Origin of the sequence: Massilia sp. TSP1-1-2 (genome assembly GCF_049896185.1) — a bacterium.
Classification (GTDB): domain Bacteria; phylum Pseudomonadota; class Gammaproteobacteria; order Burkholderiales; family Burkholderiaceae_D; genus Telluria_A.
On the sequence record NZ_JAFCTU010000220.1, the window covers coordinates 1 to 537 of the forward strand.

General features: G+C 52.3%; 1 protein-coding gene. It reads left to right on the forward strand.

Translation table 11 applies throughout. From position 1 onward, the window contains the following. Positions 1-478 (forward strand): hypothetical protein (locus ACP7BV_RS27800; RefSeq protein ID WP_426108152.1); only part of this gene is annotated, 478 nt, incomplete at its 5' end. Between the last annotated feature and the right edge of the window lie 59 nt (positions 479-537).

Below are 537 nucleotides of genomic sequence, written 5' to 3' on the forward strand. Positions count from 1 at the left end.
GGAGGTTTTTCTCCATGAGATGGCTATCTCATACCCGGTTCGAGAGGCAATGGAACCTATTCGTCGGCGACGAGACGAGGTCGTTTTCGCAGAGGGAGAGGCTCGCCGCCTTGTTTCTAAGCTCACCGACGCCAAGGCAAGGAACGCGGGGCACGAAGAGCAGGAGATGTTGGCAGACCTAGTGGTGTCGGCGCAGGACTATGTGAAGGCTCTGGAACTTGTTCAGCGTCAGGCCATGGATATTATCGCGCCGATGCGCATGGAATCCTTTAGAGAGACCTTTAGCAGGATTCGTCCAGTGCAGCGAGCTTTGGTAAAGCTGATGAGTGCGCTACGCGGAGAACTTAACTTGCCGCGAGATGATGAAGAATTTATGGAGCAACTAAAGGATATGGAGCGTCGGGCATGGGCCGCAGTGAATAAGGCCTACGGGATCGATCCTCCCCAGCCTATGCCGGTAATTTCCGAACCCATCTGACTATTCAACGTCAAATTCTGCAATTAGTTTACAAATTGGACAAAACTCGTCTGACCAAG